Annotated in this window: 23 protein-coding genes; 17 read left to right on the forward strand and 6 right to left on the reverse strand. The window is 40.2% G+C overall.

The genetic code is table 11. The features are described from left to right. The first annotated feature begins 65 nt into the window (after positions 1-65). Complete coding sequence (gene wecB, locus IV40_RS05080; RefSeq protein WP_057769474.1) at positions 66-1,190, forward strand: non-hydrolyzing UDP-N-acetylglucosamine 2-epimerase; 1,125 nt, start codon at positions 66-68, stop codon at positions 1,188-1,190. A 165-nt stretch (positions 1,191-1,355) separates the two neighbouring features. On the opposite strand, the gene IV40_RS05085 is transcribed toward wecB, so the two are convergent. From IV40_RS05085 to IV40_RS05110, 6 genes are all read right to left on the reverse strand, one after another. Beyond that, entirely contained in the window at positions 1,356-2,288 is a 933-nt protein-coding gene (locus IV40_RS05085) for a glycosyltransferase family 2 protein (RefSeq protein WP_057769304.1), read from the reverse strand. 11 nt (positions 2,289-2,299) lie between these two features. Beyond that, entirely contained in the window at positions 2,300-2,710 is a 411-nt protein-coding gene (locus IV40_RS05090) for a GtrA family protein (protein ID WP_057769305.1), read from the reverse strand. Between the two features lie 13 nt (positions 2,711-2,723). Continuing rightward, on the reverse strand, positions 2,724-3,200 hold the full coding sequence (locus tag IV40_RS05095) for a GtrA family protein (protein WP_057769306.1): 477 nt from the start codon (positions 3,198-3,200) through the stop codon (positions 2,724-2,726). Between the two features lie 377 nt (positions 3,201-3,577). Beyond that, positions 3,578-4,030 (reverse strand): flavodoxin, encoded by a 453-nt coding sequence (locus IV40_RS05100; RefSeq protein WP_057769307.1) that lies wholly within the window; start codon positions 4,028-4,030, stop codon positions 3,578-3,580. A gap of 64 nt (positions 4,031-4,094) precedes the next feature. Next, complete coding sequence (gene manA, locus IV40_RS05105; protein ID WP_057769308.1) at positions 4,095-5,081, reverse strand: mannose-6-phosphate isomerase, class I; 987 nt, start codon at positions 5,079-5,081, stop codon at positions 4,095-4,097. A 142-nt stretch (positions 5,082-5,223) separates the two neighbouring features. After that, positions 5,224-6,609, reverse strand: coding sequence for a glycoside hydrolase family 1 protein (locus IV40_RS05110; protein ID WP_057769309.1), 1,386 nt, complete (start codon positions 6,607-6,609; stop codon positions 5,224-5,226). A gap of 184 nt (positions 6,610-6,793) precedes the next feature. Here IV40_RS05110 and IV40_RS05115 point away from each other — a divergent pair, with 184 nt between their 5' ends. The 16 genes from IV40_RS05115 (at position 6,794) to IV40_RS05190 (ending at position 21,784) form a co-directional block, all read left to right on the forward strand. After that, positions 6,794-7,495, forward strand: coding sequence for a GntR family transcriptional regulator (locus tag IV40_RS05115; RefSeq protein WP_269082194.1), 702 nt, complete (start codon positions 6,794-6,796; stop codon positions 7,493-7,495). Positions 7,496-7,601: 106 nt separating this feature from the next. Then, a complete protein-coding gene (gene map, locus IV40_RS05120; RefSeq protein ID WP_057769311.1) occupies positions 7,602-8,414 on the forward strand; it encodes a type I methionyl aminopeptidase in 813 nt (270 codons plus the stop codon). A 207-nt stretch (positions 8,415-8,621) separates the two neighbouring features. After that, positions 8,622-9,632 carry a YihY/virulence factor BrkB family protein gene (locus IV40_RS05125; protein WP_057769312.1) on the forward strand — a complete coding sequence of 337 codons (1,011 nt, stop codon included), beginning with the start codon at positions 8,622-8,624 and terminating at the stop codon, positions 9,630-9,632. A gap of 261 nt (positions 9,633-9,893) precedes the next feature. After that, a complete protein-coding gene (locus IV40_RS05130) occupies positions 9,894-10,991 on the forward strand; it encodes a phosphomevalonate kinase (protein ID WP_057769313.1) in 1,098 nt (365 codons plus the stop codon). A 24-nt stretch (positions 10,992-11,015) separates the two neighbouring features. Further along, the gene (locus IV40_RS05135) at positions 11,016-11,465 is read left to right on the forward strand and encodes a hypothetical protein (protein ID WP_057769314.1); all 450 of its coding nucleotides are present in this window, start codon (positions 11,016-11,018) and stop codon (positions 11,463-11,465) included. Between the two features lie 147 nt (positions 11,466-11,612). Next, positions 11,613-12,350: a YveK family protein gene (locus tag IV40_RS05140; RefSeq protein WP_236698025.1), complete on the forward strand. Its 738-nt coding sequence runs from the start codon at positions 11,613-11,615 to the stop codon at positions 12,348-12,350. Positions 12,351-12,427: 77 nt separating this feature from the next. After that, positions 12,428-13,147 (forward strand): CpsD/CapB family tyrosine-protein kinase, encoded by a 720-nt coding sequence (locus tag IV40_RS05145; protein ID WP_057769476.1) that lies wholly within the window; start codon positions 12,428-12,430, stop codon positions 13,145-13,147. Between the two features lie 115 nt (positions 13,148-13,262). Then, positions 13,263-13,883, forward strand: a complete 621-nt coding sequence (locus tag IV40_RS05150) for a sugar transferase (protein WP_057769477.1) — start codon at positions 13,263-13,265, stop codon at positions 13,881-13,883. A 20-nt stretch (positions 13,884-13,903) separates the two neighbouring features. Then, entirely contained in the window at positions 13,904-14,668 is a 765-nt protein-coding gene (locus IV40_RS05155) for a DUF4422 domain-containing protein (protein ID WP_057769315.1), read from the forward strand. Then, positions 14,668-15,666: a glycosyltransferase family 2 protein gene (locus tag IV40_RS05160; RefSeq protein WP_057769316.1), complete on the forward strand. Its 999-nt coding sequence runs from the start codon at positions 14,668-14,670 to the stop codon at positions 15,664-15,666. The genes IV40_RS05155 and IV40_RS05160 overlap by 1 nt, the downstream gene beginning before the upstream one ends. Before the next feature lie 9 nt (positions 15,667-15,675). Next, positions 15,676-16,470, forward strand: coding sequence for a LicD family protein (locus IV40_RS05165; protein WP_057769317.1), 795 nt, complete (start codon positions 15,676-15,678; stop codon positions 16,468-16,470). Position 16,471: 1 nt separating this feature from the next. Further along, entirely contained in the window at positions 16,472-17,458 is a 987-nt protein-coding gene (locus IV40_RS05170; protein WP_057769318.1) for a glycosyltransferase family 2 protein, read from the forward strand. Next, a complete protein-coding gene (locus tag IV40_RS05175; protein ID WP_057769319.1) occupies positions 17,455-18,498 on the forward strand; it encodes a glycosyltransferase in 1,044 nt (347 codons plus the stop codon). The genes IV40_RS05170 and IV40_RS05175 overlap by 4 nt, the downstream gene beginning before the upstream one ends. Before the next feature lie 2 nt (positions 18,499-18,500). After that, positions 18,501-18,893: a glycerol-3-phosphate cytidylyltransferase gene (tagD, locus tag IV40_RS05180; protein ID WP_057769320.1), complete on the forward strand. Its 393-nt coding sequence runs from the start codon at positions 18,501-18,503 to the stop codon at positions 18,891-18,893. Positions 18,894-18,938: 45 nt separating this feature from the next. Next, on the forward strand, positions 18,939-20,234 hold the full coding sequence (locus tag IV40_RS05185; protein ID WP_057769321.1) for a hypothetical protein: 1,296 nt from the start codon (positions 18,939-18,941) through the stop codon (positions 20,232-20,234). A gap of 122 nt (positions 20,235-20,356) precedes the next feature. Further along, positions 20,357-21,784, forward strand: coding sequence for a flippase (locus IV40_RS05190; RefSeq protein ID WP_057769322.1), 1,428 nt, complete (start codon positions 20,357-20,359; stop codon positions 21,782-21,784). Positions 21,785-21,826 lie beyond the last annotated feature (42 nt).

Consider the following 21,826-nt stretch of genomic DNA (forward strand, 5'->3'; position numbering starts at 1 on the left):
TACTAGTAGTATCGAAAGTAACTAGAGGAGGATTTCTCGTGAACGCAAACGGAAAAGTCAAAGTGATGACTGTTTTTGGAACGCGTCCGGAAGCCATCAAAATGGCCCCAGTCGTCTTGGACCTCAAGCAGCATCCCGATCAATTTGAAACGGTGACGGTCGTCACAGCGCAGCACCGTGAAATGCTGGACCAGGTGCTTGAAATTTTCAAGATTACGCCTGATTACGATTTAAATATTATGAAGCCACGGCAGACGCTGAGCGAAATCACCAGCAACGTGCTGCTGAAGCTGGATGCTGTTTTGGAAAAGGAACAGCCTGACATCGTTCTGGTGCATGGGGATACGACGACGACCTTTGCGGCCAGCGTCAGTGCCTTCTATCACCAGATTAAGATCGGCCACGTTGAAGCTGGTTTGCGGACATGGAACAAGTATTCGCCGTTCCCAGAGGAAATGAACCGGCAGATGACCGATGTGCTGAGCGACCTTTACTTTGCACCGACGACTTTGAGCCGGGCCAATCTGCTGAAAGAAAATCATCCGGACAAAAATATTTATATTACTGGGAATACTGCCATTGACGCACAGAAGGAAATTGTGCAGGATGATTATGAACACGATCTCCTGAAACTAATCAAACCTGGCCAACGGATGATTTTAGTCACGATGCACCGGCGTGAGAACCAAGGCGAACCGATGAAACGGGTCTTCAAGGCAATGCGCAAGGTCGTTGACAGCCATCCGGATGTCGAAATCATCTATCCAGTCCATCTGAATCCAGTCGTCGAAGAAGCGGCACATTCAATTCTGGGCAACGATCCTCGTATTCATCTGATCGACCCATTGGATGCCGTCGATTTCCAGAATTTGGAAGCCCGCAGCTACTTCATCATGACCGATTCAGGCGGTGTTCAGGAAGAAGCGCCATCGTTAGGCAAGCCAGTACTTGTTTTACGGGACACAACGGAACGGCCAGAGGGTGTCGATGCAGGCACACTGAAACTAGTCGGGACCGACTCAGAAAAGGTCACCGAAGCCATGGAAACGTTGTTAAATGACAAAGCAGCCTATGATAAGATGGCGAACGCCAAGAACCCATATGGGGACGGGCACGCTGCCGATCGTATCTTACAGGCAATTCTGTATGCATTCGGCAAACGGCAGACACCACCAGAGCCGTTTGAATAAAAAAGAGTGGCAATGATAATTGTTGCGGCTTTGCAAATGCATTTAAAAAAGAGTTCAGAATTTTCTGAACTCTTTTTATTTACGCTTTTTAATGGTATTTAGATGGAGAGGCAGTCGTTAGCTGTAGTTTTCGTGGTTTCTGCCAACTAGGTTATTTTTGGACACTTACTTTTTTTCCTTCACAATATAGATTGGCCGATGTTTGGTTTCGAGATAAATCTTGCCGATGTATTTGCCGACGATGCCAAGGCAGAAGAGCTGCAGGCCGCCGACCATCAGGAAGATGGCAACCATCGACGGCCAGCCAGGAGTGGGGTCGCCATGGACGATTTTGCGGATAATGATGAAGATGATTGCAATTAGGGAACCTAAGAACGACAGCAGGCCGACCCATGAAGCAAAATTGAGCGGGGCATCGGAAAAGTCGATGATGCCATCAATCGCATAACTCATCAGCTGGCTGAAGGACCAGTGCGTCTGGCCGGCCGCCCGATCGACGTTTTCATATGGAATGTACTTGGTCTTGAACCCGACCCAGCTGAACAGGCCTTTCGAAAACCGATTGACTTCAGTCATCCCAACGACGGCGTTAACCATTTGACGAGTCATCAGCCGATAGTCACGAGCGCCGTTGACAATCTCCGTTTTCGAAATCTTATTGATAAACTTATAGAACATATTGGAGAAAAAGGACCGAATCGGCGGCTCGCCCTTGCGATCGACACGCCGGGTACCGACACAGTCATAACCTTCTTCAATGATTCCTTTGAGCATTTCCGGTAATAATTCCGGCGGGTCCTGCAGGTCGACATCCATCACGGCCACATAATCACCTTTCGCATTCTGCAAACCGGCGTAGAGACCCGACTCCTTGCCGAAGTTGCGGGAAAAGGCAATGTAGTGCACCCGTTCAGGGTCCTGATGATGGAGCTGGCGCATTTCATCAAGGGAATGGTCAGTGGAACCATCGTTAATAAAGACATATTCAAAATCGTAATCCGGCATTTTTTCCGTCACTTTTTCAACAGTCTGATAAAACAACGGAATCGATTGTTCCTCATTGTAACAAGGAACAACGAGTGAAATGAGTTCTGCCACTGTTTCTCCTCCTATTTTTTACGAAAAATCCATTTGCTGAAAATATAGTTGACGGCAATGACGACAAACTGGTCGATGAACTTGGTAAGCAAACTCGACCAATGCAGCAAAGAAATGCCGACAAACATGATTCCGTCGTCGAGAATCAATGAAACACCACGAGCAAAGAAAAAGGCACCCATTTCGATGAAGAAAGCCTTGACGGTTGTGTATTTCGACCGGAAGACAAACGTTTTATTGGTGAAGAACGCAAATAAAACGGATAGGAACCAGGCGAGATTATTGGCCAGCATGTAGTTCCAGTGCAGCACAGACGTGCAGAACCAGTAGACCACGATGTTGATTAGGGTCGTCAGGACACCGAAAACGAGGTAGGCAAGGATGTCACGGTATTTTTCATATAAATTGCGGATCGTTTGCATTGCTAAGACTCCTTTAATCGTGATGACGATGGGATTCATGGAGCTTCCGTGCCAATTGTCGTCCTCGAGCAATCATTTCTTTGTTTTCCTTGCGGAATGTCCAGCGTGAGGTAACATAGTTGACGATTCCGACGATCAGCTGATCGGCAATTTTGGTCCACATGCTGGACCATTTCAATAATGAAATGCCGACAAACATCAAGCCTGTATCGAGGAAAAAGGTCATCCCACGAAAGACAAAGAATTGCACGATTTCAATCACTAAATCAGTAAAGTTCGTATATTTAGAGCCAAAAACGAGTGATTTATTGGTGAAAAATCCAAATAAATTGGAAAGCAGCCACGCTAATGTGTTCGCCAGCAGATAGCCCCAGCCGAGCACATGGTGAGCGCCCCAATAAACAAAGACGTTGATGACCGATGCCATAAAGCCAAAGATGGCATAGGAAAATAAGTCGCGAAAACGACTTAAAAACCGTTTGATTTTCATGAAAAGACCTACTTTATTGTAATCAGGCACACAAGTACATCTTATTCTACCATTTTTAGCCGGCTCATGCCCAACTTAGCACAAAACGGCGCCGGTCCCAAACAAACAGACTTTGGACAGTTCAAATCCCATCGCCGCTGGTTCCTAGTGTACGGATGATTTCTTAAAAAAATATAAAAAAGGGGACCAGATCCCCCCGATCTGGTCCCGGTTCTGATGATTGTCGTAACAAGAAAGCTGTGGTTAAGTCGCTTTTTAAACGTGTTCCAAAGGCCAGAAAGCTGCGGTTAAGTCGCTTTGGCTAAGTCCCTAAAACCAGGACTTTATCCAAAGCTTCCTTAGCCCTCGCTTTCTAAACGGCCTTTGTCACACTCTGTTTATCCGAGTTCTTTTTGTTTGGCGACGATTTGTGCGGTAAATTGGTCCAGCTTTTCGATGTCTTCTGTTTCTGGGGCGAGGTCGATTTTGACGTTCGGGGCACCCTGAATGGCGCCGTTATCGGCAAAAACCTTCGAGAAATCGTCGACTGCTGAACAGAAGTTATCATAGAAAGTATCGCCGGACCCGCAGCAGCCGTACACTTTTCCGGTCAGGTCAACTGTTTGAAGATCTTCGAAAAAGTCTTGCGCTTCGTCCGGCAGGTTGGCTTCACCATAAGTATAGGTGGCAATGATACAGATATCAACGTCTTCAAACTCGCTGGCATCCGCCTGAGAAATTTCGGTGACATCGACATCGACGCCGGCATCTTCGAGTCCTTCCTGAACGATTTCAGCAATTTCTTCGTTGTTGCCGGTCATACTTGCAAATACGATTTTAGCAGTAGCCACAATTTTTCATCCCTTTATTAAACATTTTGCCCTTGATTATACCAAAAGTCGGGGATGATGAAAACTATTCAGGGTCTTTGCTAGGTTCGCTGGCGATGATATTCATCGTGCCAGTCAGCGTCCATTCCTTGATTTGATACGGCAAAATGAAGTGGACACCCTTCTTGAGCTGATAGGTCGTGCCATCGGACAAGTGGAGGGCACCCGTCCCATCGATGACCGAAACTAAGGTATACGGAGCGTCGCCGCGCCGCAAGCTTAATGTGCCGTCGTCGAGCTTCCATTGATAGACACTGAAGTGAGGCGAAACAGGCGGTTCGATGAAGGTCGTGACCGTTGCATTTTTACCATCTTTGCGCGTATTGATGTGCAAGTCAGGATCGACCGCTGGGACGGTAATGGTATCCAATGACTGGTCAATGTGCAATTCACGTTTCTTGCCGTCATCGCCGACTCGATCGTAATCATACAGACGGTAGGTTGTGTCGCTGCTCTGCTGCGTTTCAAGCGCCATGATACCTTTGTTCAGGGCATGAACAGTGCCGCTAGGAACATAGAAGAAGTCGCCTTTTTTAACGGGCACTTTCTTCAGTAATTTATCCCATTCGCCGTTGTCAATCATTTCTTTGAGTTCGGCTTGGGTCTTGGCAGTGTGGCCGTAAATCAAGTACGAGCCTGGGTCGGCATCGATGATGTACCAGCATTCGGTTTTACCGAGTTCATGTTCATGTTCAGCAGCGTAGGCATCGTCAGGATGAACCTGCACTGACAGACTGGCTTCAGCATCGAGAATCTTCGTCAATAATGGAAAGACATTGCCTTTGACGTTGCCAAAGTATTCACGGTGGCTGGCCCAAGCTTCAGCCAATGTTTCACCGGCTAACGGACCGTTTTTAATGGTGCTGGGACCATGCGGATGCGCTGAGATGGCCCAGCATTCGCCGATCTTGCCGTCCGGAATTTGATAACCAAATTGAGTTGCTAATTTACGTCCGCCCCAGATTTTAGGTTGGAAGTAGGGTTTCAAAAAGAGTGGTTCTGTTTCAGTCATGAAAAAATCCTCCTCTGTTGATTCTCTCGCAATAAGTTTTGCTAAGAAAAGGGCCTGAACAAACCGCAACAGCTTGTCAGTGGCCCTCCACTAAATCTATGAAAACACTTTATTTTATTGAATGCAAGCGCAATCTTAACGGCTATTTCGCGTCGCTGCCAAGGTCGGCACCGTTCGATTTAATGACCTTTTCGAACCAGTAATAGCTCTTCTTCGGAATGCGTTTCATATCCTTCAGGTCATGGTTGGTGCGGTTGACGTAGACCATGCCGTAACGTTTGTTCATATCGCCATGCGAACTGAGGATATCAATCAAGCCCCAGCCCAAGTAACCGATGACCGGCACGCCGTCTTCAAACATGGCGTCTTCCATGGCTTGGATGTGGGCCCGATGGTAGTCGATGCGATAATCATCTTGAATTTGTGTGCCGTTGTATTCTTCACGGACACCGATTCCATTTTCAATCGGGAAAATCGGGACACCGTACTGGTCGTACAGCTTGTCAATGACATCCCGGAAGCCCGTTGGGTCGATTTGCCAGCCCCATTCAGACGTCTTCAGATACGGATTAGCCTGGTCGCCTTTATTCGGCCATTCATTGACCAAGGTATCATCAGGAATCAGGTCGCTGTTGATGGTTGAACTGCGGTAGTAGGAGAAGGCTAAGAAGTCGCTGGTTGTCGCACCCAGAATCTTCTCATCGCCGTCCTGCCAATCCATGTTGATGTGGTGATTCTTGACGTAGGTCAGCACTTCATTGGAATAGTGACCATGAACAAACACATCCAGTAAATCACGGTTCAAAAATTCGTCCGTCTTGCGAACGGCTTGCACATCAGCTGGTTTGCAGGTGGCTGGATAGAATTCAGCGTATGCCAGCATTCCGCCGATCTGATCATGGGTCGTTTTATGAAGATAAGCGACGACCTGTGAATGCGCCAGCATGATATGGTGGGCAATCGTGTATAATGTATCGGCCGTATGCGGCGCCTTGCTGGAACCGGCAATCACAGAAGCTCCTGGCATAAAGTAGAGGTTCTGTTCATTAAAGGTAATCCAGTATTTAACCCGGTCGCCAAATTCGTCAATCATCTTTTTGCCGTAACGGACAAAGGCATCGACCACATGGCGATCCATGAAGCCGTCGTATTTTTCCGCCAATGCTAACGGCATATCGAAATGATAAAGGCAGATCATCGGCTGAATGCCTCGTTTGATTAAATCATCGATAAACCGGCTGTAGTAATCGATTCCGGCTTGATTCCAAGCACCGTCGCCAGTCGGATTGACCCGGCTCCAGGAAATCTGGAAGCGGTAGCAGTTCATGCCTTCTGCGGCCATTAAATCAAAATCTTCTGTATAGTGATGGTAATTATCATTGGCAAATTTCCAATCGGATGTATCGGCTGTCGCTGGACGGATATCATAAACGGACTTGCCTTTGCCGTCAGCGTCCCAGCCGCCTTCAGTCTGCATGCTCGAGACTGAATTGCCCCAGAGAAAATCTGCGGGTAATGTATGTGACATTGTAATTCCTCCTTCTTATCTTGTGACCGTTTACATTGTAGAATGGTTTTAATTTTTTGTAAATACTTTATTTTCAAAAGTAAATACTTTTTACAGAATGCTAGACCAAAATTTGCAACAAGCGTACACTATGGGCAGATAAATCAGCAGGAAGAAGGGAAACGTCATCGTCAAATATAAAACCATCGCCCAGACGCTGCAGCGGCGGATTGCCGATGGAACTTATCAGCCAGGAGCCATCATTCCCAATCAGAATACACTCGCTCAAGAATTTCAGACGAGCCGGATGACAATCCACAAAGCCGTCCAGAGTCTGGTCATCGCCGGACTTCTTTATTCGAAACGAGGCGCCGGCACATTTGTGCGCCAGGATGCGATTCTGATGCTGCATCAGGACAATAACCGCATCGACGCACTCGGGACCAGTACCCATGCCGGCAGCGGCCACAAAGTAACCAGCAAAATCTTGCTGTTTCAAGTCCGCTTTGCGACGTCGGAAGAACAAAAAGAACTCTTCATCCATGAAGGCGATGCCGTTTACGAAATCAAACGGGTCCGTTACATTGACAATCAGGTTTACAGCTTCGAACACACCATTATGCCGGTGGCCGTTGCCAAGCTCGATTTGGATATTTTACAGCACTCCATCTACGAGTATCTCCAGCACGAATGCAGCTTAACAATCAGCGGTGCGCATCGAATCGTTTCCGCCGTCAAGCCGACCGCAGAAGACATCGACGCCTTACAGATTGAACCGACCGATCCGGTCCTTCAGTTCCGGCAGGTGGCATATCTCAACACCGGCCAGCCGTTCGAATTTTCAATCTCGCACTTTCCGTACCAGCAGGGCAAAGTCGTGGCGGATGTCGTCTTAAATAATGACTAATTTAAAAAACGGGAAAGATGCCGAATACCGACGTTTTTCCCGTTTTTTTTAAACTGCTATAATATCTTTTGAAAGCTATTACAAATAAATAGAGGAGGCAATTGTCGTGATTACATTGAAATCACCACGTGAAATTGAAGGAATGGCGAAGTCCGGTGCCGTTTTAGCTGGTGTCCACAAAGGCCTGCGCACCATTATCAAACCAGGCATCTCGACTTGGGAGATCGAAGAGTTTGCTCGTCACTATATCGAAAGCCATGGTGCGACCGCTAGTGAAATCGGCTTTGATGGTTATAAATATGCCACCTGCGTCGCTGTGAACGATGAAGTCGCACATGCCATCCCCCGCAAGGACCTCATTTTAAATAATGGCGATATTGTCAAAGTCGATATGTGCGTCAACAAAGACGGCTACGAAAGCGATTCCTGCTGGAGCTATGCAGTCGGCGAAGCGGCCCCAGAAGTAGTCGATTTGATGAATGTCTGCCATGATGCACTGTATCTGGGAATCGATCAAGCAACGGTCGGGAATCGAATCGGCGATATCGGTGCGGCCATTCAAGACTATGTCGAAGTTCAGCACCACATGGGCGATGTCCGTGAGCTGATTGGACATGGCATTCAGCCATCGATCCATGAAGATCCAGCCGTGCCGGCCTATGGGGAAGCCGGTCATGGCCTGCGCCTCAAGGAAGGGATGACGATCACCATCGAGCCAATGGTCAATCTCGGTACTTGGAAGATTGCCACAAAGATCGTTCCGAATGACCCCGACAATTGGGAATACTATGTATCCGCCGATGGGACCATGTCGGCGCAGTATGAACATACATTAGTGGTTACCAACGACGGACCAAAAATTCTGACCAGTCAGGGTGATCCGATTGATGAGAAGTATTTGCTTGATTTTGATGATTAGGTGTGAATAATAGCCGCTGCTTCTGATGAAGAAGGGCGGCTATTATTTTGTAAGTCTAAGTGCAAAAATATTGCATCCACATTCACTAGGCTTGAAAGCAATCTATCCATAAAATATAAATATCTAAATTGAATTCTATGAATTCTTTCCCTTTTTTCACCGACTTTCGTTATACTAAGGAAATAGAATCGGGAAAGAAGGTGCACCATGAGCAAACGGCGGAAACCGGATCGCAAAAAAATGCGGCTGCGGGCCAAACAATTGACCGATCCGCAAAAAGTGTTTCATGTCACGCTTGAGGACGGCCCGATTGTCGAGCAGGACCTGACTTGGAAAGGCAAAATCCGGTCTTTCATCGGATTGGCCCTGCAGCGGGCCGATGCGGCCGATATTTTTAATACAGCCAAAGTCATCGCTTACTTCACGTTGTTATCGATCTTTCCCTTGATCATCTTCATTGGAAACTTGCTACCCTTGATGCACCTGAAGGTCAATGACATTCTCGCTTATGTTGAAACGGCCATTCCCAGTTCGATTTGGGAGCTGATCTGGCCGTACGCCAATAAACTATTGCATCAAAGCAGCGGCGGCTTGCTGTCATTTGGGGCGATTGGGACCTTGTGGGCAGCTAGTCGGGGGATTTATGCACTGAAAAATAGTTTTAACCAGGCGTATGGCGTTGCCAAAGAAAAAAATTATTTTCGCAATCGCTTCTTTTCGCTTGTAATGACCTTAGTGCTGGTCGTCATCATGATGATTGTGACGGTTGTTTTTGCGTTTGGTCAAACAGTACTGGAGCTTCTAACACAATACATTAAGATTTCACGAGTTTATTTACATACGTTCCAAACTTTGAAATGGCCAGTCATGTTTGTGGCCTTATTCATTCTCCTGACGATGATGTATTATTTCATTCCGAATGCCCGCCTGAAATTGCGGACGGTTCTGCCGGGAGCTCTCTTTACGACAATTGGCTGGATGGCCCTAGCGCAATTATTCGGATTATATGTGACCTACTTCGGTACCACGTACAGCGCCTATGGGACAATCGGCACCTTCATTGTGCTGTTATTCTGGCTCAATTTTTCAGGGATTGTTCTGATGCTGGGCGCCGTATTGAACGCCGTCACACAGGAGCTTCTGAATGGCAAGGTGCACGGCAGTCGCAGCAAAGTTCGTGATTTTATCCAGAAACAGCAACAGAAGAAAAATAATTAACGGCTGGGCATCAAATGTCCAGTCGTTTTTATAAGCATTTCAATTTGCTGAAAGTCCTATAGAAAATTTATTGTCTGTTTAAAAAATAATTATTGAGCGCTGCCATTCTAATTGGCGCGCTTTTTGTATACCATGGCTAAAATTAGACCTTTCCCATTAAGATTGAAACCCACAACTTGCCCTGTTATCATTAAATATGATAGACACAAAATTAAAATGGACGCTTGTACGGCGCCATTAACGTGGAAAGGTCGTTTGAGGATGTCGAATGAAGAGGAGACCATTGTTGCGAAAGCACCAGGGAAACTCTATATTGCCGGCGAATATGCCGTTGTTGAAACGGGTTATCCAGCCGTTGTGGTTGGCTTAGACCAGTTTGTGACGGTTCAAATCGAAGCCAGCACAGACATGGGAAGTATCCAGTCGAAACAATATCAGGAAAACTCGCTCTATTGGCGCCGTGAGGAAGGACAGCTTGTTTTTGATAATCGTGACAATCCCTTCCATTATATTTTATCGGCCATTCACTTTACGGAACAATATGCGCAGGAACGCGGCCTGAGGATGCGTATTTACCATTTAAAAGTCGATTCTGATCTTGATTCGGCGGACGGTAAAAAATATGGGCTTGGCAGTTCAGCCGCTGTCACCGTGGCCACTGTTAAGGCACTCGGCAAATTCTACAAATTAAATTTAACCAAACCGCAGCTTTATAAGCTCGCTGCCATTGCCCATCTGGCTGTTCAGGGGAACGGGTCACTCGGCGATATTGCCGCCAGTGTTTATGGCGGCTGGCTGGCTTATTCGACTTTCGATCATGAATGGCTGAAAGCGGCGCAACAGGAAAATGACCTGACAACCCTGTTAGATATGGATTGGCCAGGATTGCAGATTGAATTGCTCGATCCACCGGCAAACATGCAATTGCTAATCGGGTGGACAGGATCGCCAGCCAGCACTTCGCATCTCGTTGACCAGGTGACCGAATCCAAAGACGAAGAACAATCTGAATCTACTTACCAGCAGTTCTTGCAGGATAGCAAAGCATGTATCAAGAAAATGGTCAAGGGGTTCAAAGACGGTTCCTTAGCAACGATTCAAAAGGGGATTCGGGTCGATCGCAAGCTGCTCCGCAAACTTGGACAGGCAAGCCACGTCAATATCGAAACCCCGATTTTAACCAAAATGTGCGACCTAGCCGAATCGTTCGGTGGGGCGGCTAAGTCATCCGGAGCTGGCGGCGGCGATTGTGGCATCGTTTTAATCGATAAATCAATCGATACCACGCAGCTTTTACAAGCATGGCACGACAATGGAATTGAACAATTAAAGATGAATGTCCATCAGGTTGAAGATTAACTCATTCGTGGAGGTCTAAGCAAGATGCGGAAGATTTGGTTATCAATTTTAGCGGTGCTTGTTATTTTGGGTGTTGCAGGTGCAGTGATGTATAAGCCGATTCAGAACACCGTTCAAAATGCAATTACCGCTGATGCTAATCAACAAAAAGCAAAACAATCGGCTTCTGAAAGCAAATTGGCATTGAACCAATTCAAGCATATTAATGTGGCCTTGAAGAAAAAGATGAAAAAGGCAGCGACCGATAAAGCTTATGCAATCTCAACTGCAACCGAAATGGACGGCAAATCAAAAAAAGCCAATCAATTTTTAATTGATAAGGCGTACTCTGATTCGCGTTTCGATCAGGTTCGTTCGGATATGCAGGCTGGCGATGTTGACGCTGCCAAAGCTGATTTAAAGAAGCTTGAGGCAAATGGCACAATCAATGAAATCGTCCAGGCCTATCATCAGTCGCAATCCAGCTCGCAGTGAATGTTATTTATTTGTAACATTACTGGTCAAAGAGCCGTTGTTTTGTGAAACATTTTTCGTTATAATTAGTTGGAATTCGATTTGTCATAAATCAAACATTTAAAACAATAAAAGACCTTAGAAATGGTCATGGAGGAACGAACCATAGTGGAAACTTTTAGTTTTGAACAAATTATTGGTATTTTACGAAAACACATTCGTTTAATCATTTGGACGATGGTGGCTGTGTTATTAGTTGATGGTTTAGTAACATTCTTTGTGATGACACCGCAATATGAAGCCTCAACACAGATTTTGGTTAATCGTAAGACCGAATCGGATCCTAATTCACAGTTGAATCAAGTACAAGCTGATGTGCAAATGATCAATACATACAAGGATATTATTTTAGGACCTGTTATTTTGAAGCCAGTTGCTCATCAAATTGGAGGACCATTTAAAGGTCGTAATAAATATAAGAATTTACAAGATGAAATCTCAATTTCCAATCAATCTAATTCACAGGTTTTTTCAATTAATGTGAAAGATGATAATGCTTATCGAGCAGCCGATATTGCAAATGAAACAGCTCAGGTGTTTAAAAATAAGGTTAAAAAACTAATGAGTGGCGTTAACAATGTGCAAATTATTTCTGATGCAACAGTTAATACAAAAGCTGTATCGCCTCGCAAGACATTAAATCTTTTGATTGGTTTAATTTTCGGATTTGTTTTAGGTGTTGGCTTTGCTTTGATAAGGGAATTAACCGATAAAACGGTTAAGGATGAAACATTCTTGACTGAAACAGCTGGATTAACGAGCCTTGGAATTGTTTATAATATTCCTGATAAAGATATGGAATTCCACGCTTTGGCAAAACACAAATCAAATGGGCAAAGAAAGTAAGGTGAAAGAACGTGGCTAATAAATTAACAACATGGTGGCAAAATCGAAAAGATAAATCAAAACTCGATGATCAAAGTATGCAAAAAGGGGTCAGTTTAATTACTGTTAGTGATCCTAAGTCAACAATTGCTGAACAGTTTCGGACGATTCGGACTAACATTCAATTTTCACAAGTTGATGATCAGTTAAGGACCCTTTCGTTTACTTCATCAGGCCCGTCTGAAGGTAAATCAACAGTCAGTGCCAATATTGCGGTTACTTTTGCCGATCAAGGGATGAAAACATTATTGATCGATGCGGATATGCGGCGTCCAACGATTCATCAAACCTTTCAAATTCCGAACCGTAAAGGTTTAACGACAATTTTAACTTCATCAAAAAATGATTATGATAGTGTTATTGTTAAAACAAAGGTTGCTAATTTAAGTGTCATGCCTAGCGGGCCAGTGCCGCCGAATCCTTCTGAGCTTTTGAATACACATAAGATGGATCAAATTATTGAAGAATTAAGTGAGCAATATGATTTAATTATTTTTGATGCACCACCGGTTGGTTCGGTCACAGATGCACAAATCATTGGGACAAAGGTTGATGGATCAATTCTAGTTGTACCACAGGGAATTGCCTTAAAAGGTGCTGTTTTGCAAGCAAAGGATGCACTTGATTCTGTTCATGCCCGTATCATCGGGACGATTATGAACCGTGTTAGCCGTAAGAATGGAACTGGCTACTATGGTGGTTACTATGGTGGTTACTATGGTGGTTATTATGGCAAAAATGAAGACAAAAAAAATTAAACAAAGTGAAAGGATGACTCAAGTGGAAAGAAAAGCACCATCAGTTGATGATACAGCGTATATTTCTCAGTTAGCGAAGCAAGAACGTCGCGATTTGAAGAGTAGCCGTTTTCATATGTCACTCCCATATCTTTTCGTGAAGCGCTTACTGGACATGATTTTGTCCGCATTGGCGCTTCTCTTTCTAAGCCCATTTTTCTTAGTCATGTTTGGAATTTATCACGTCGGCGACAATAAAGGACCAATGTTTTTTAAGCAGAAGCGAATTGGTCAATACGGCAAACCATTCTATATCTATAAGTTTCGTTCTATGGTTGTTGGTGCAGATAAAAAATTACGTGCTAATCCAAGATTATTTAAAAAGTATGTCGATAATAATTACAAGCTTCCACCGGATGAAGATCCGCGTGTTACCAAATTTGGTTCTTTTATTCGTAAATATTCGATCGATGAACTGCCCCAGTTTATTAACATTTTAAAAGGGGATATGGCTTTGATTGGTCCACGTCCAGTTGTTCAAGTTGAACTAAAGGAATATGGAAATAAAGTTGGAAAACTATTAGCTGTTAAGCCAGGTGCAATGGGCTATTGGCAAGCAAGTGGGCGCAGTAACATTGAATATCCGGAACGCTGCGATGTTGAGCTGTATTATGTTGATCATGCTAGTTTATGGTTCGATACCAAGATTTTCTTTAAGAATATTATCAGTATTTTTAAAACTGATGGTGCTTATTAACAAATTAAGGAGTAAGTATTTTGAATATCAAAATTTTAGTAGCCACACATAAAAACTACGAAATGCCAGCAGATAGTGACCTCTATCTGCCGGTTTTTGTAGGTAAGGATTTGCATCCAGATGTCAATCATACTTTTATTGGAGATAATACGGGAGACAATATCTCTAAGAAAAATGCTCATTATAATGAATTAACTGCTATTTATTGGGCGTGGAAAAATCTGAAAAATGTCGATGCAATTGGATTAGTGCATTATCGGCGTTATTTGAGTTTAAACCATCACAAAAATTTGAATGAGATTTTAACTAAAAAAGATATTGAAAAGCTCTTTACAGAGACGAATATCATTCTTCCTAAGAAACGTAATTATTTTATCGAGTCTAATTTTTCACATTACATACATGCTCACCATCAAGAACCACTTGATTTGACTCGTCAAATCATTGCTAAGGATTATCCATCTTATTTGGGTGCTTATGACAAAGTGATGAATTCAACCTCGGCGCATATGTTTAACATGTTCATCATGCGGAAAAAGTACTTTGATTGGTATTGCAACTGGTTGTTTGATATTCTCGGTAAAGTTGAAGACCAATTAGATATCAGTGATTATGATACATATGAAGCACGTGTTTACGGCTTTATCAGCGAATTATTGTTGGATACCTGGATCACGGCTAATCATTATGACTATAAAGAAGTTAATTTTGTGTATATGGAAAAACAAAATTGGCTAAAAAAAGGCAGTAATTTTTTAGCGAGAAAGTTAGAAGGAACATTGTAGTGAATGAATTAGTGTCCATTATTGTACCTATTTATAATGCAGCGGCATCTTTAGAGAGATGCTTAAATTCTATTTTAAGTCAGACATATGAGCACCTTGAAATTATTTTGGTTGATGATGGTTCATCTGATAATAGTTTGCAAATTGAGCAGGATTTCAAAAAAAGTGATCAAAGAATACGATTGTTAAAGCAAGCAAATTCAGGACAATCAAGAGCTAGAAACCAGGCATTGAATGTTTCTACCGGATCATACATTGTTTTTGTAGATTCTGATGACTATATTGCTTCTGATTATATTAAACAAATGCTTTTTATTGCGACTAAGACAAAAGCAGGAATGGTTGCGTGTCAGTACCAGGAGTTTTTTGATGGGAAAAGACTTTTTTTAAAAAGGCAACATCATTTTAGAGTAAAAACATTGTCTGCTAAGGGCTTTTTTAAACGTTTAGGCAATAATTCATTACCTGGAAATATAGATGTTTCAGCACATTCAAAGTTGTATGCAAGTTATTTGTTTACAGATGTTCGCTTTCCAGAAAATAAGACGTTCGAAGAACCTTTTATCTTTTTTAATTTAGTTGAAAAAGCAAGTAAGGTTGCATTTACTGATTATACGGGCTATTTTTACAATCGTCGTGTTGGGTCAACAGTTAATGCAAAGTTTAGTTTGAAACGTTTGGATTATGTAGATGGCGAAAAGGTAATGTATCAGAAAATTACCCATAAATATCCAGATCTGATAAATACTATGAATTTGCGAAAAACACATGTTCTATTGAATAACTTGGGACATATTGCATTATCTAGTGATAAACAATTTAAATCTTTAGAAATAGAATATAAGCACAAAGTCTTAAAACAGAATGTTTTTGTTTTCTTAGGAAACCCTTCTTCAAATTTAAAAGATAAATTAGGAATCGTGATATTAATATTTGGCGGGTTACCTACTTTTCAATTTGTATCAAGAACTTTCAAAAAGATTCAATCAAAATTATGAGGTAAAAAAATGGATTTAAAGCTATTGCAAAAACATGAAACAGAACTTTTGGGCTTTTTTGATGAATTATGTGCTACAAATGGAATTAAATATTTTTTGATTGGTGGTTCACTATTAGGTGCAATTCGACATCATGGATTTATACCTTGGGATGATGATCTTGATGTTGGAATGAAACGTGCAGACTATGATAAGTTAAATCGATTAGCTTTAGATGGGAAAATACCCCTACCATATTTCTTAGATACACCAATTAGTGATCCAGCATATTCGTTGAGTTTTATGAAGGTTATTAATACATCTATTCCTTTTGTTGAAGAACGAACAAAAAAATTAAAAAATATTAAGGGTATTTACTTAGATGTTTTTCCTTTTGATATTATGCCAGACAATAACATTTTAGCTCATAAGCAAGACATTCAATACCGTTATTACAATAACTATGTGGAACGTCTCAGGGGATGGCGGAAATATTCTTGGAAATCAAATTTGATTGCAAATATACATCGATTTGATCCACGAAAGCCATCGTATTCTGAGTTATTAAAAAAGCGTAGATCAGTAATGGAACAATATAATAATTCACCACTTAAGGGCAATTACTATAATATTTCTTCACAATATGGATTTAAACGCGAAAAAATATCCTTTGCTGAAATAGATAATTTAATTCGCGTTCCATTTGAAACTTTAATGGTATCAATTCCAGATGATTATGATAACATTTTAACAACACAGTATGGAAACTATATGCAACTACCTCCTGAGGCGGATAGAATTCCAAAACATAGTGAGGATAAATAAGATGGAACTAATTTCGATTATTATTCCTGTCTATAATATGCAAAACTATATTAGCAGATGTTTAAGAAGCGTTTTAAATCAAGATAATCAAAATTTTGAAGTTGTTATGGTTGATGATGGATCAACCGATAGTTCGTTACGAATTTGTCAAAATTGGGCTAGAAGAGATAACCGAATTCGGGTTGTTCATCAAGATAATTTAGGGGTTGCTATTGCACGCAATACAGGCATACAGGTTAGCAAAGGATCATATATAATATTTGTCGATGCAGATGATTGGGTCTCATCTAGTTTAATTAGTGAAAATATAAAAGAAATTCAAAACAAGAATTCTGATGTTATTTATTATGATTATCAAGCTATTAGTGGAACAAAAAAAGTAGTTGACGAATTTGGAAATCACCATTTTCCCACAGCATCGTGTTCTGGTGAAGACGCTCTAAAACACTTATTTGAATTTCAATATGATAGTTTTTTGTGGCAAATGTGTGTTAGAAAAGCACTTTACGTTGACCATAATATTTCGTTTCCCGTGAATCGGATGTTTGAAGATGTTTCAGTGGTTTATAAGTTATTAGCCTATTCTAGGAAAGTTACTTTTATTTCTAAAGTGTTATATTTTTATTATCAACGTAATGGATCATACTCTCATCAATTTAATAGTAAGAATGCGCATGATGCATATGATGTTGCTATTGAAATAAATTCCTTTCTTGAAAATAATTTTAACGATTTTACATGTTTGGCGTATAAATATGAGGTTTATAGGTTATTTAAGGCGTATGCTATGTTGTTTAACATGGACGAGCCCATCGATAAAAATTTTAAAAGGAAATTAGAAGAACAAATTTCGCAAAGAATGAAAAAAATTCCATTTAAACGAAAAATGTATAAACCTTTTTTGAAATATTTATTGATGAAAGGACAATTGCTTGGTCCACTTATTGTTTTAAAAAGGCGTGCGAAAAATTTTAGGAGAAAAAAATGACAAAATATGTAATGAATGTGGGACTTGAACAAACAAATAATGCAATGAGTAAAGCAAAAACAGATGTTACTTATTTTGCCTCTCATAATTTGGACTATCAACCAATTAATTTTCCAACTTTAAAAAGTAGAAGAAAGAGGATTTTGGATAGTAAAAAAATCATTCGAGAAAAATTAAAGGACTTTCATTCAAACGATATCTTTTTAATTCAAACCCCAACGTATTTGGGCCGCTTTTTCACTTCTATGTTACTGAAAACCCTACAACAAAAGCAGGTTAAGACAATTGCATTTGTTCATGATATTGATGACTTAAGATTTAAACGACGAGAACCTTGGAAAAACAATCAATATGAAGTGAAATTTTATAATAATTTTGATGTTGTTATTGTTTCTAATAGCAATATGGCGAAATTCTTTAGAAAAAACGGATATAAAGGGAAAATTGCAATCTTAGGTATTTTTGATTATTTGGTGGAAGAAATTGAATGGCAATTTCCAATTAAAAAAAAGGTAAACGTAATAAATTTTGCTGGCAATCTAAAAAAATCCGAGTTTCTTTGGCAATTAAATCCAAAGTATTATAGTTTGGATTTGTTTGGTAATATTTCTGAAGAACAGTTAAAAAAATTAAAATTAAATGTTAAATATGAAGGCTCTTTTAATCCAAATGAAATCGTTAATAAAGTAAGGAGTGGATATGGCTTAGTTTGGGATGGAAATAGTAGATTTCCTACTAATGATGATCGCTTGCTGAACTATGAGCGAGTTAATGACCCGCATAAGGTATCTTTATATCTTACATCGGGTATTCCTGTACTGATTTGGGAAAAGGCAGCATTGGCGCCCTTTATTTTGAAAAACAATGTTGGTAAGACAATATCATCACTGGATGACATTTATACTGTTATTAGTCATATTACTGATGCTCAGTTTCTGCAAATGCAACAAAATGCCGAGATATTGTCAAAAAAACTTAGGACTGGATTTTATACAGAAAATGCAATTAAAAATGCTGAAAAATTACTTGAAGGAGAATAAAAATGACTAAGACCGTAATCACATATGGCACATTTGATTTACTTCATTGGGGTCATGTTCGTTTGCTAGAACGTGCAAAAAAGTACGGGGATAATTTAATTGTCGGATTATCCACGGATGAGTTTAATGCTTTAAAACACAAAGAAGCTTATATTCCTTTTGAAGAACGTAAATATGTATTAGAGGCAATTCGCTATGTTGATAAAGTTATTCCAGAGAGAAGTTGGGATCAGAAAATTTCTGATGTACAAAAATATCATGTAGATACTTTTGTAATGGGGGATGATTGGAAAGGACAATTTGATTTTCTAAAAGATTATTGCCAAGTAATTTATTTACCACGTACTAAGGGCATTTCAACAACAAAAATTAAGGAAGATTTGAAATTGAGATAAAATTATTTTTAATTTAATAATGTTTATTATGATTGTGGAGAAATTATGCAGAAATTAAAATTGGGATGGATGTACAAATTCCTTGTTACTTTATTTTTAATAATGATAGTTTTGCTGACAAATACTGTTTATTCTAGATCGGGTCGTTTTGGATCTCTTTTAGGAGAAATGTTGATAGTAGGTTCAGCCTTATTAAGTATATTGAGTATAATATTATTATATCGAGCAAAAATAAATATATTGAAAAGCATTCAACTTTTTGGATGCGAAATAATAGTTATTATGGGGCTTCTAGGTTCTAATCTAATTAAAGGAACATTTTCTCTATCACTAATTATGAAACTAGTTGTTTTTCCATTGTTGTGCTTTCCAATCATACATGTTTTTTTAGTGTCTGGTGAACCTATGTATCCATTGAAGTCTTTACGGATAGTAATCGAATGGATAATGGGGATTTCTACTATTATATATTTTCTTTCTCTTTTTATATCATTGCCAAGCATCATTACCGTTTCTTATGCATGGGGAACATCACAAACAGCAAACGGTATTTTAGGAATGCAATTTTTCACACAAGGATCAACACAGTTCTTGGGAATGACAGTTTTGCGAAATACAGGGATTTTTACTGAGGCTCCAATGTCAGGATTTGTCTGTTCTCTTGCACTATTGATTTTATTATTTATTGAAAAAAAATCTATTTTTAGTTTTTCTTCAATTGTGTTGATTATTTGTGGGCTCACGACTACTTCAACAACAGTGTTAACCGTTATCATTTTTGCTGTATTTTTAAAACTATATACATCACGCTTTAAACGTTATACAGTTTTAATTGCTGTCGCTTTAATTCCAATTATATTTATTGCGATTGAAAGTATATGGGCAAGTAAAGTAGCAGCTAACTCAGGGTCTGTTGATGTTCGGTTTGATGATTTATATGCAGGAGTTAAAACTTGGATAGTTCATCCAATTTTGGGGTGGGGATGGTCTAATGAGGATGCTTATTTGCCTTATATTTCGCCTGAACGATTAAATTTTTATGGGAATAGTGGTTTTTCAAGTGGTATCTTTTTTGTTTTAATTACAGGTGGACTAGTAGAATTTTTCTTTTATTATATTGTTCCTTATTTTGAATTTGCAAAGATCTCCTTGGATAATATGTTTTTCATATTAATTTTGTTGTATATTTTCTTGATCTCGATTGCTTTAAATTCTTATTACATCATTATGTTTTTAAATCAATTTTGTTTGATGTACGCAATATATAATAAAAATACTGTAAAAATTGAAAAAGAAATACTGAGTATGACAGGAGAAGCAAATAGACCTTTACATGTTTAAAAATGTCATTTTAATAAGATTATAAAATGAAAATATAAGTCCACATTTTAATGATATAATAAAGCATTGATGCAAGAGCGCAATGCTTTTTCTTTTGAATTCTATAGTATTGGAGTATTTCTATGAAAGTTATCAAGAACTACCTTTGGAATGTGATGTATCAGTTATTGGTTATTGTCATTCCATTAATTACTGTTCACTATGTAACACGTGTTTTAGGTGCAACGGGTTATGGGATTAATTCTTTTACGAATGCAAATACACAATATTTCGTTTTGTTTGGTAGTATTGGTGTCTCACTATATGGGAACCGGCAAATTGCCTATCATCGTGATGATCGTAAAAAGACTTCTCAGACCTTTTGGGAAATTTATATCATGCGTGCCTGCACACTTGGTCTTGCAATGATTGCTTTTTACATATTCATGCTTTTTACGGGCCAATATAAAGCTGACTATTTTATGCAGTCTTTCTTGATTTGGGCAGCTGCGTTCGATATTTCATGGTTCTTTATGGGCTTTGAAAATTTCCAAGTTACTGTCGTTCGTAATATGCTTGTCAAGATTTTATCGTTAGTTTTAATTTTTATGTTTGTTAAAACACGTGGTGATCTGCCAACGTATATTTTGATTCTGTCGCTCTCGCAATTGGCTGGTAATTTAACGTTATGGCCGTATTTACGTCATTATGTTGATATGCCTGACTGGCATCATTTAAATATTTGGCAGCATTTGCGTCCATCGCTGGTCTTGTTTGTCCCACAAATTGCGACGTCATTGTATTTGTCATTAAATAAAACGATGTTGGGAAGCATGGTTAGCGTCGCTTCTGCCGGTTTCTATGATAATTCGGATAAGATTATTAAAATGGTTCTAGCAGTTGTGACAGCGACTGGGACAGTCATGTTGCCGCATGTGGCGAATGCTTTTGCACATGGCGATAAAAAGAGTGTCCATCGCTATTTGTACATGTCGTTTGACTTCGTTAGCTTTCTTTCTGTTCCGTTAATGTTTGGAATTGCCGCAATTGCTACAGCTTTTGCACCATGGTTCTTTACAAAAAGCTTTGCTGAAGTTGGTAAGTTGATGATGATTGAATCGATCGTTATGTTGATGATTGCTTGGAGCAATGTTCTCGGCGTTCAGTATTTGTTGCCAACTAATCGCAATAAGCCGTATACATTTTCCGTCACACTTGGAGCAATCGTAAATGTCGTTCTTAATGTGCCATTGATCATGATTTGGAAAACCAATGGTGCTATGTGGTCAACTGTTCTTTCTGAAGTTGCCGTAACGGGTTATCAATTATGGGTGGTTCGTCATGACATTGATATACCAAGACTGTTTACAAATCTTTGGAAATATCTAGTTGCTGGTGCTGTGATGTTTGTTGTTGTTTATTGGATGAACCTTCACTTTACAATGGGATATGTCATGCTGGTTGTTGAAGCCACTGTTGGTGCAGTCATTTATGCAGTATTGATTTTAATTTTAAAGCCAACTGTTTTGCAGACGGCAAAGATGTTTTTGGATCGTAGAAGAAATAAATAGGGCAATAAAAGGTTTCTCTGTTAACCAGTGTTGATACGGAGC

Source organism: Lactobacillus selangorensis (assembly GCF_001437205.1).
GTDB lineage: Bacteria > Bacillota > Bacilli > Lactobacillales > Lactobacillaceae > Paralactobacillus > Paralactobacillus selangorensis.